Here is a 9,776-nt window from a genome sequence, read left to right as displayed (position 1 = left end):
TCGGCGAGACAGCCATTGATTCGTCTCCTGAATAGACGGTTAGTGGTCAGGCCTGGCCGGAGGTTGCCGCCTCCGGTCGGGCCGTTGATGGAATCTAGGAATCGCCGACTCGGCGCGCAAGGCTGAAGTTTGAGTTTGGTTAGAGCTCGGTCAGTACTCCATCGTCCGACAAGGAGCCGGGTGGGCGAGGTTGCACAAGAGGCCCGGGGTTTGGCAGCCGAACTCGATGATTCACTCTGAATCATATCTTGCGGATACTGAACGGCTTCTAGATCTAAGCTGGCGAGGTGGAGGACTCGGTCACTTGAGTGCTTGGCTTCGGAGGGCAACGTACTTGCGAAGGGTTGGCTGCGTTGGCGTGGAGGTGTCGAGAGTTTCTCGATGCTGTTCTCGGGGCGTCCTCCTTCTCGATCGGTCGGAAGTTTCGTTGATGAGGGTTGGCTTCCAAATTCTGCATGTGGGCGAATTTGACTCTGAAGGGGTCGTAGAGCGCGAAGAGGGGGTCAGAGCTACCCGAGTAGCCTAGAAGTAGTTCTTCGCGCTGTGAGGGCCGTTTCCGGGCAAAATAGAGTATGGTCCGGGGTCTGGCTCGGGTTCAGATAGTTGCCAGCTGCTCTCGTGGCGGCTCGGGAGGCAAAATCGGGAAAAGTCAGTCGCCGTAAAAAAGAAAAAACCTTACTAGTCTAGGGTATATACTTATTATTTTTTCTTGGAGGCGAAAAGAATCAATAAAAATAATATAGGATTATGAAGGTATATCCTGGATATGACGGTTTTTTCTCGTTTAGCAGCGAGTGACTTTTGGCCACCTCAGGCGTGCATGGTCCCGAGCAGTTCGAAGCCGGGCGGAAGGGGTATCCCGATGCGGGTGTTGATCCCCCTCCGCTTCCAGTTCCACAGGCTCCCACGGTCGACCCGGTAGTCGCGAGCGACCTGCGCGACGGACATCGATTTCAGATCCTGAAGTGCCCGCAGCTGGCTGATGATCGGGAGAACGCCTTTATGCGGTCGAATCTGTGAAAGTTTCACACAATCCTCTCTCGACGCACTTAACCAGTTCTCCGCAACCTCATCCTTGTACTTTTCGTACTCGCCCCAGTTCTTCTGGACCCGGATGCGACCGACCCCGAGGTTCTTCGCGTGCCAGCCGATGGAGATGCCTGGCATGGCAAACCAGATCCCCAGCTCGCGCTCGACTTCGGGCGGAAGGTGCTTCCAGCTGACGCCCCTCACCCACCGCAGCGCGGCGTTTTGGGAGGGGTCGTCGTCCAGCAGACCCAGGTGGTATTTCATTCCTCGTGGTACTCCTCGCTCTCGATCAGGTAGTACGTGCACATGCCACCCATCGGCAGTTCGCCGTCGTTTTCCACGTGTGGCCCGCGGTAATGCATGTGGATGGCGGTCACGCCCGGTCGCAGCGTTGCGTAGCGCGCCGTCTCCGGGTCCGCCCCGGGCAGCTGATTGCGCGCAAGGCGATCGTGGGTGACGCGGGTAGCGACGATCCTGGTGCGAGCTCCGACTATGGTCGATGAGAAGGTGGCCACGACACAATTAGCCTCCTCGCAACAATGGTAGCGTGCCGTTGACGTGACCCCGTCTAATTCCTCCAGACATGTATCGAAAATACGGTTCATGGGATTCCCGCTGCCGGATTGCGGACAGTCCGCACCTCGCGAATGTGAACCGGTGACTGAGCGACTTGAATGGGTCGTCTGCAGCGTCGAGATCTAGTTGTCGTCTGCGCTTTTTACGCTCTTCGCTAGCTGCTGGCGCAGCCAGGCCATTGCGGGATCGTGGTGGGTCCGTTCGTGCCAGACCAGAATCTTCGTGAAGCCGGGTACCGCCAAAGGGGGCTCCTGAAGATGCAGACCTTTCTGACCTTTTACCAAGCGCGTGGGAAGTAGTGCACAGGCGTTGGATGTACGTACCAGATCGAGGACCAAGGCAAAGTTCGGGGCCGTCATGATGACCCGCCTCGTGCGGTTTAGGGCCGCCAATGCATGATCGGTCGCACCCTGGAACCGAGTGCCGTCGTGCGACATCAGGGCGTGGTCCAAGCCACAGAACGTATCGAGGTCCATAGCCTGCCCCGCTGCCGGATGATTACAGCGTAGGACGCAGGTGTAGTGTTCCTCGAACAGGTGGCGCGCACGTAAATTCTCGGGCGCCATCTGCGGGGTGACGAGCGCGAAGTCGGTCTTGCCCTGCTCCATATCGAGCGCCAGCGTCTCCATCGCCACGGGTCGGATTGCAATCCGGATGCCCGGCGCGCTCGTGCGCAAGCCGCTTAGGAATGGGAGAAGTACGACCTGCTGTGCGTAATCGGTCGCGGCGATGCCGATGGTCCGCTCCGCCGTCGCGGGATCAAAGCCATCAGGTTGCAGCAAGGCCTCGATTTCTCCGAGCGCGCGCTGAAGCGGTTCCGCGAGAGCTTCGGCTCGAGGTGTGGGCAGAACCCCGCGCTGGGCGCGGACGAACAGCGGATCATCGAAGGTCTCGCGAAGCCGGTTGAGCATGCCGCTTACGGCCGGTTGGGTCAGGCCAAGCCGCTCGCTCGCCCGCGTAACTGATCGGGTGTCCAGAAGGGCATTGAAGGCCTTCAGGAGATTGAGGTCGGTATTCTTGATATCACTCTTCATGATGTCAGGAATATTGAGATGTGATTTCAGCTATATCAAGCGCCCGCCTATATCCTGTGCTCAGGTTTTCCCACTCATGCAGGAGTACGATATGGGCGAAATCCAGTGGCCCGCGGGCTATGTCCCGGGTTTCAGCGACAATTTCTGTTCGAACGAGGTCATCGTCCGGGATCTTGCGGTTTCCGACGCCTGGCCTTTCTTGGTCGAGGCGGCGCGCTGGCCGGGCTATTACGCCAACAGCTCGGACATCGCGATCCATGGGGACAAGGGGCCCGCGCTCGAACTCGGCGACCGCTTCTTTTTCAAGACCTTCGGATTCCCGGTCGATGCCGAAGTGGTGGAATGCGTGCCGCCTGTCAAAGGCCAGCCAGCGCGCATCGCCTGGCACGGGTGGTCGGGTGAGGACGAGCAGCGGCTCGACGTGCACCACGCGTGGTTGATTGAGGAGCTTTCCGGGCAACGCCTGCGTATTCTCACGCAGGAAACGCAGAACGGCGCACCGGCAAAGGAGCTTGCCCTTGCGCGCCCCAATCCGATGATCAACGGCCATCAGGATTGGCTTGAAGGTCTCGTCGCCGCTGCGAGAGCCGCAGCGGCTTGAGAGTTCGACTGAGGCTGGGAGGCTGACCTGCCTGGCCTCAGTCAATCACCGGACCATTCTGGGGGCCCGGATAACGGCGCAGCCAATAGGCGTATTGGTCGGGCAACACGCTGCCCGCAGCGGGCAGTCCTAGCTCGCGGGCCACGCGGAACGGATAATGCGGATTGGCGAGGTGCGCGCGCGCGGCGAAGACGACGTCCATCTGCTGTTCGTCAATGGCCCTCTCGGCGTCCTGCGGAATGTCCATGCCCCAGGCCGTGCCGACGGCAAGCCCGGTCTCATCGCGCACGCGCTTGGCGATCGGTGCCATGAAGGCCGGGGCCCAGGGCACGTTGGCTTCAATCGTCGAGAAGCCCATGCTGACGCTCAGGAAGTCGAGCCCTTCGTTCTTGAAGGTCTTCACGAGGCCAATCGCCTCCGCAAGCGTCTCTTCGTCGCGTCCATCGAACTCGATGACGCCGAAACGGGCCGTGAGCGGCAGATTCTCGGGCCAGACTTCGCGCACGGCCTGCAAGGTCTCGATCAGGAAGCGGCTGCGCGCCGTGACGTCACCGCCATAGGCGTCGGTGCGCGTGTTGGCGTGGACCGAGAAGAAGCTTTGCGCCAGGTAGCCATGCGCAAAGTGCAGTTCGAGCCACTTAAAACCAGCGTCGCGCGCGCGGATCGCGGCCGCGACGAAATCCCGCTTTACGCGCGCGATATCGTCCAGCGTCATTTCGGTCGGCACCTTGGGCAGACCGCCGCCGAAGGCCAGGGCCGAAGGCGAGATCGTCTGCCAGCCACCGGGCTGGTCGTTGGGAATGTGGTCGTCGCCTTCCCAGGGCTTGTTGGCACTGGCCTTGCGTCCGGCATGGCCGATCTGGATGCCGGGCACGGCTCCGCCCGCGGCAATGGCATGGGCGATACTGGCCATGCCCTCGACCTGGCCATCTTCCCACAGGCCCGTGCATCCCGGCGTGATGCGGCCTTCGGGCGAGACGGCAGTTGCCTCCACGATGACGAGGCCCGCACCGCCGCGCGCTATATCGGCGTAGTGGGGAAGGTGCCACTCGCTGACGTAGCCGTCGCGCGCGCTGTACTGGCACATCGGCGGCACGCCGATGCGGTTGCGAAGGGTCACGTCCTTGAGTGTGAAGGGGGTGAAAAGTGCGGGCATCGTATCCTCTTTCGTGGAACTTGGTTCAGGCGAGCCCGATCACGGGCTTGCCGCTGAAATCGCGGTTGCGCAGCGCTTCGAGCATGCGCGGCAGGTCCTCGAAGGGCCCGGGGACAAGGGGTTCAGGCGCTAGGGTCTTCGCTGCGACCTGCGCGAACAGATCTTCGCCCGCCGAGGTCTGGATCGACCAGTTGGCGGTATCGCCATGCTGGTGAAGGGCGCCGAGCGCGACTTCGTGTAGCGAAAGCGCACGGCCAAACGCCGGACTGGGCCAGTCCGGTACCCGGCCCTGGATGCACACGAGATGGCCGTTGGCCTTCAGGCCAGGATGAAGCCGCGCGGCATGTTCGGGGCCGACTGCATCGATAACCGCCGTGAAGCGCGGCGATCCGATTTCAGCTTCCTGCGTGAGCGGCCCGGGGATCCAGTCCACGGCACCCAGCCCGGCCAGTCGCTCGCGGTGGCGGATGTTGCACATGACGCTGACGCGCCAATCCAGTTGCCCGGCAAGTTGGACGAGATAATTGCCCACCGCGCCGCCCGCTCCGCTGACCAGCATTCGCTGGTTGCCGCCGGGGGGCAGCTTCGCGAGCGCGCGCCAGGCGGTCAGCGCCGGGCAGGGCATGCCGGCGGCAAGGGCCAGGTCGAGCGCGTCGGGGACACGCATGAGCGCGTATGCCCCGACGGGGGTGTACTGCGCGAAGCTACCGTGCGACTGCAGGCTCTGGTGGTATGCCACGCGGCTTCCCAGCCAGGCCGGATCGACATCCGGTCCGATCTTCACCACCGTCCCGGCGCCGTCGACACCGGGCACATGGCCAGGTTGCCATCCGAGGCCGCCGAGGACCTTCCAGTCCACCGGATTGAGGCCGATCGCCGCGTTGCGCACGATGACCTCGCCCGGGCCGGGCCGTGGCATGGGCCGTGTCGTCTGGACCAGGGCGAGCGGGGCCTCGCCAGCCACCCAGGTCCAGGCGCAGTAGGTTTCGGGCAGAGCCTCAGGCATAGGCTCCGGCCGAATAGGTCAGCTCGTAGCTGTGGCTGTAGACCTCGAGGATGTTGCCGAAGGGATCCTCGCAATAGACCATGCGGTAGGGCTTCTCGCCGGGGAAATATTCGCGCACGGGCATGCGCTGCTTGCCGCCGGCGGCCACGATCTTGGCGACCATGCCCTCGACGTCTGGGTCCTGGATGCAGAAGTGGAACACGCTCGTCTTCCAGTACTCGAAATTGTTTTCCGGCCGCTCTGCATTGCGAAACTGGAAGATCTCGACGCCCACGCGGTCGCCGGTCGAAAGGTGGGCAATGCGGAAGGAGCCCCAGCCAGCGCCGAACACGTCGGTGCACATGACACCGATGGCGCTCTCGTCTTCCTCGATCGTGGTGGGCGGCATGATAAGGTACCAGCCCATGACTTCAGTGTAGAACTTCACGGCTTCGTCGAGGTCGGTGACCGACAGGCCGATATGCGAGAAGCTGCGGGGGTAGGGGGGCATTGGTGTTCTCCTGATCTGTTGCCAGGATTGTGGGGGGCGCTTATCATAATGAGAAGTGTCATAAGCTTATCATTGTGATAAGAATTTATTATGATGAACCCGCAATGGATCACCAGCTTCGTCCGCGTCGTGGAGACCGGAAGCTTCACCCGGGCCGCCGATGCCCTGAACCTGACGCAAGCCGCCGTCAGCCAGCACATGGCGCGCCTCGAAGCGCAGGCGGGCCAGCTCGTGATACGTCGCCCTCGCGCTCTCGAACTGACGCCGGCCGGACATGCGATGCTCGCCTATGCGCGTGAGGTCGAGCAAGCGGACTTGCGCCTGCGATCGCGACTGTCAGACGGCGAGCGCATGGAAGGGGAGATCAGCCTGATTACGCCCGGCAGTGTCGGCCTGATGCTCCATCCCCTGCTTCTCGACATCCAGGAACGGGAACCGGCGTTGAGCATCCGCCATCGCTTCGCTCCCGATGCCGAGATCGTCCAGTCGGTGCTGGATGCCCGGTTCGAGGTTGGATTGTCGACGACGCGCCCCGACGATGCGCGGCTGAGCCTTACGCCTTTCCTGCACGAACCCCTGGAACTGATCGTGCCCGCGGCCAGCGAGGTGAACGCCTGGGGCGATCTCGAGCGCCTGGGCTTCATCGACCACCCCGATGGAATGGCCATGGCCAAGCGGCTTTTGTCGCTACGTTTTCCTGGTAATCCCGGTCTCTCTCGTCTGCCTATCCGAGGCTTCACGAACCAAATTGCCCTCATTCTGGAACCGGTTGCCCGTGGGCTTGGTTTCACGGTCATGCCGCGTTACGCCCGGCAGGCGTTTCGCAATCCCGAGCAGATTTGGGTGGCGGGAAAAGGTCCACCTGTGGTCGATACCCTGTGGCTTCTCCATCGCAGTGAATGGCCCCTGACGGCCCGAATGCGCAAGGTTCTCTTGAACCTGCGCACTTCCCTTCAGGAACCCATGGCCCAATAAACTTTGGGGCCACTTTCTGGGTGATAGCTTGCGAACAGCGGACCGACCGTACTTGGGTATCGAAAATTGGCGGCTGAGAGTCTGTAAAGGGTCGTTATTGACGCGATGCGAGCGCAGCGCTCAGCATATTCACTACGTCGGCGAGGGTGCGGCGCAGGGCTTCAAGCTCTTCCGGATTCTGCCCGCGTGTCATGATTTCCGGTATTTCCAGAGCCTGCTCGCGCAGCGCTTTCCCGCGTGGTGTCAGGGACACGCGCACGCGGCGCTCATCTTCCTTGTCTCGCTGGCGTACCAGATGGCCCAGCGTTTCCATGCGCTTGAGCAGCGGGGTCAGCGTTCCCGTATCCAGATGCAGGCGCTTGCCAATGGCGCCCACGCTCTGCCCATCCGTTTCCCACAGGACGAGCATGACGAGGTATTGCGAGTAAGTGAGGTTCAATTTCGCAAGCACCGGGGCGTAAAGCCGCCCGATCAGGTTGCTGGCCGCGTAGAATTGAAAACACAGCTGGCGATCGAGGCACAGCGGATCATCGTTCGGGGCAGGGTCTTGCACGGACGTTCGCATCGCCCGCGACGATAGCGCATGGGCTCCCACTGTCATAGCTTTGGCGATTTATATCGTGTACCATTTAATTTCACGCAATGGAACTCGATGGATGGCTGTCCCGTTTCCCCACCAAGAGCGAGGGTCGGCATCGGGCCGATCCTGCCGGCAAGGAGGCAATCCATGCGTCAGCTGTCCGACGGCTTCTGGAACTTTCGCGGGTCTTTCAAGATCGCGGGCGTTCTCGATGTCGGTACGCAGATGTCGCTGGTGCGCAGGGCCAATGGCCGTTTCCTTGTCCTCGACTCCTATGACCTAGCGCCTGAGGACCGTGCCGAGTTGCTGGGGCTCACCGACAATGGTGCAGCGATCGACGCAATTCTCAACGTCCATCCCTTCCACACCCTGCATTGCGAGGCGGTCCACAAGCTGTTTCCCGAGGCGCGGCTGGTGGGGACGCGGCGGCACCGCGAACAGGCCCCGCACCTGCACTGGCAGGACGGGGTGATTGAGGACGCCGCCACGCAGGCCGAGTTCGCGGACGACCTGGCCTTCTCGGTGCCCGAAGGGGTCGACCTGGTGACGCAGGACCCGTCGGTCCACGCCGGCTCGGTGCTGGTGCGCCACGTGCGCAGCGGCATCGTCCATGTCGACGACACGCTCAGCGTCCTTGAGGCGCCGGGCGTGCTGGGCAAGGTCCTGCCACAGGGTCGGCTGCGCTTTCACCCGATGCTGGGCAAGGCCCTGCAGCACCGGGAGGGCGCGGCGGATGCCTTCGCGCGCTGGGCGCGGCAGATCGCCGGGGAATGGTCGGGCGCACCCTACGTGTGCGCGGCCCATTCGGCGGTGCGCGAACTGACGGAGACAGGCTGGAGGCAAGAAGTGCTCCACGCCCTCGAGGCTGCCGAAAAGACCCTCGCCAAGCATCGCGCCCAGCACGGATGATCCTGCGGGCGCCCATCCCTCAAGACATGAGAGAAACGCCATGAGCGAACAACGCATCAAGACCGTCAATCCCCTCACCGAAGAGGTGCTGGATACCTACGCCTACATGAGCGACGAGCAGGCGACCAAGGTCGTCGAGGCGAGCCACGCGGCCTTCCTCGACTGGCGCCTGCAGAGCCTTGAAGCCCGCGCCGAGGTGATCCGCGCCATCGGCAAGGCCCTGCGCGAACGCAAGGATGAGCTGGCCACGCTGATGACGCGCGAGACCGGCAAGCTGATCGGCGACAGCCGCGACGAGGTCGACCTGTGCGCGGCGATCTGCGACTACAGCGCGGACGAAGGCCCCAAGGCGCTGGCCGATGAAGAGCGCGAGGTCGACGGCGCAACGGCCATCGTCACCCATTCCCCCATCGGCGTAGTCTATGGGATCCAGCCCTGGAACTTCCCGGCCTACCAGGCGGTGCGCTATTCGATCGCCAGCCTGATGGCGGGCAACGGCGTTCTCCTCAAGCACGCCGAAAACTGCACCGGCAGCGGTCTTCTGCTGCGCGATATCTACGAGCAGGCGGGCCTGCCCGAAGGACTCTTCGGGGTCCTGTGCATCACGCACGAACAGTCCGACGCAATCATCGAGAATGACCTGGTGCGCGGCGTGACGATGACCGGCAGCGACAAGGCCGGGCGCCACATCGCGGCCAAGGCGGGCGAGCAGGTCAAGAAGACCGTGCTCGAACTGGGCTCGAACGATGCCTATCTGGTGCTCGACGATGCCGACCTTGATCTGGCGGTCGACACCTGCGTGCAGGGCCGACTCTACAACAACGGCCAGACCTGCGTGAACGCCAAGCGCTTCATCGTCACCGAGGCGAACTACGACGCCTTCGTGGAGCGCTATGCCAAGAAGTTCGGCGCCATCGTGCTGGGCGATCCGACCGACGAGAACACGCAGCTTGGCCCCCTCGTCAGCCGCAGCCAGCGTGACCAGCTGCACGAGCAGGTCACAAAGAGTGTCGAAAAGGGCGCGCGCCTTGTCGTCGGCGGCGAAGTGCCCGAGCGCAAGGGCTGGTTCTATCCCGCCACCGTGCTCGCCGATGTCGCCCCGGGCCAGCCCGCCTACGAGGACGAGCTGTTCGGCCCTGCCGCCTCGATCATCAAGGCGAAGGATGATGGCGAGGCCATGCGCATCGCCAATTCCAGCCGCTACGGCCTTGGCGGGGGTATCTTCAGCCGCGATGTCGAGCGCGCTCGCGAACTGGCAAAGGCCCACTTCGACACCGGCATGGTGTTCATCAACACCTTCGACATTGCCACGCCCAACCTGCCTTTCGGCGGGGTGAAGAGCTCGGGCTATGGGCGTGAGCACGGGCCCGAAGGGCTCAAGGAGTTCGTCAACATCAAGTCGATCAAGATCGCCCGCTGA

11 protein-coding genes are annotated in these 9,776 nt (G+C 62.8%); 4 read left to right on the top strand and 7 right to left on the bottom strand.

The window, feature by feature from the left end; translation table 11 throughout:
* Positions 1-810: 810 nt before the first annotated feature.
* The 3 genes from I5E68_RS18655 to I5E68_RS18645 all read right to left on the bottom strand — a co-directional run bounded on the left by I5E68_RS18655 (position 811) and on the right by I5E68_RS18645 (position 2,639).
* Complete coding sequence (locus I5E68_RS18655; protein ID WP_197167026.1) at positions 811-1,293, bottom strand: hypothetical protein; 483 nt, start codon at positions 1,291-1,293, stop codon at positions 811-813.
* Positions 1,290-1,544: a hypothetical protein gene (locus tag I5E68_RS18650; RefSeq protein WP_197167024.1), complete on the bottom strand. Its 255-nt coding sequence runs from the start codon at positions 1,542-1,544 to the stop codon at positions 1,290-1,292. The genes I5E68_RS18655 and I5E68_RS18650 overlap by 4 nt, the downstream gene beginning before the upstream one ends.
* A 183-nt stretch (positions 1,545-1,727) precedes the next feature.
* On the bottom strand, positions 1,728-2,639 hold the full coding sequence (locus I5E68_RS18645) for a LysR family transcriptional regulator (RefSeq protein WP_197167022.1): 912 nt from the start codon (positions 2,637-2,639) through the stop codon (positions 1,728-1,730).
* Positions 2,640-2,730: 91 nt separating this feature from the next.
* Between I5E68_RS18645 and I5E68_RS18640 the strand changes: the two genes are divergently transcribed.
* On the top strand, positions 2,731-3,240 hold the full coding sequence (locus tag I5E68_RS18640; protein ID WP_197167021.1) for an SRPBCC family protein: 510 nt from the start codon (positions 2,731-2,733) through the stop codon (positions 3,238-3,240).
* Positions 3,241-3,277: 37 nt separating this feature from the next.
* Here I5E68_RS18640 and I5E68_RS18635 read toward each other — a convergent pair whose 3' ends face one another.
* Genes I5E68_RS18635 through I5E68_RS18625 form a run of 3 tightly spaced genes read right to left on the bottom strand, consistent with a single transcriptional unit; the run spans position 3,278 to position 5,892 of the window.
* On the bottom strand, positions 3,278-4,396 hold the full coding sequence (locus tag I5E68_RS18635; protein WP_197167020.1) for an NADH:flavin oxidoreductase/NADH oxidase: 1,119 nt from the start codon (positions 4,394-4,396) through the stop codon (positions 3,278-3,280).
* 25 nt (positions 4,397-4,421) lie between these two features.
* Positions 4,422-5,402, bottom strand: coding sequence for a zinc-binding dehydrogenase (locus I5E68_RS18630; RefSeq protein WP_197167019.1), 981 nt, complete (start codon positions 5,400-5,402; stop codon positions 4,422-4,424).
* Positions 5,395-5,892: a lactoylglutathione lyase family protein gene (locus I5E68_RS18625; protein WP_197167018.1), complete on the bottom strand. Its 498-nt coding sequence runs from the start codon at positions 5,890-5,892 to the stop codon at positions 5,395-5,397. The genes I5E68_RS18630 and I5E68_RS18625 overlap by 8 nt, the downstream gene beginning before the upstream one ends.
* Positions 5,893-5,982: 90 nt before the next feature.
* On the opposite strand from I5E68_RS18625, the gene I5E68_RS18620 reads away from it, so the two are divergent.
* On the top strand, positions 5,983-6,867 hold the full coding sequence (locus tag I5E68_RS18620; RefSeq protein WP_197167017.1) for a LysR family transcriptional regulator: 885 nt from the start codon (positions 5,983-5,985) through the stop codon (positions 6,865-6,867).
* A gap of 94 nt (positions 6,868-6,961) precedes the next feature.
* On the opposite strand, the gene I5E68_RS18615 is transcribed toward I5E68_RS18620, so the two are convergent.
* Positions 6,962-7,420 (bottom strand): MarR family winged helix-turn-helix transcriptional regulator, encoded by a 459-nt coding sequence (locus I5E68_RS18615; RefSeq protein ID WP_323982218.1) that lies wholly within the window; start codon positions 7,418-7,420, stop codon positions 6,962-6,964.
* Between the two features lie 174 nt (positions 7,421-7,594).
* Between I5E68_RS18615 and I5E68_RS18610 the strand changes: the two genes are divergently transcribed.
* Both I5E68_RS18610 and I5E68_RS18605 read left to right on the top strand, forming a co-directional pair.
* Complete coding sequence (locus I5E68_RS18610; protein ID WP_197167016.1) at positions 7,595-8,356, top strand: hypothetical protein; 762 nt, start codon at positions 7,595-7,597, stop codon at positions 8,354-8,356.
* Between the two features lie 40 nt (positions 8,357-8,396).
* Positions 8,397-9,776, top strand: coding sequence for an NAD-dependent succinate-semialdehyde dehydrogenase (locus tag I5E68_RS18605; RefSeq protein WP_197167015.1), 1,380 nt, complete (start codon positions 8,397-8,399; stop codon positions 9,774-9,776).

Origin of the sequence: Novosphingobium aureum (assembly GCF_015865035.1) — a bacterium.
Taxonomy (GTDB): Bacteria; Pseudomonadota; Alphaproteobacteria; order Sphingomonadales; family Sphingomonadaceae; genus Novosphingobium; species Novosphingobium aureum.
The sequence above is the reverse complement of the archived record's forward strand: the minus strand, read 5'-3'. Positions and strand labels throughout refer to the sequence as shown.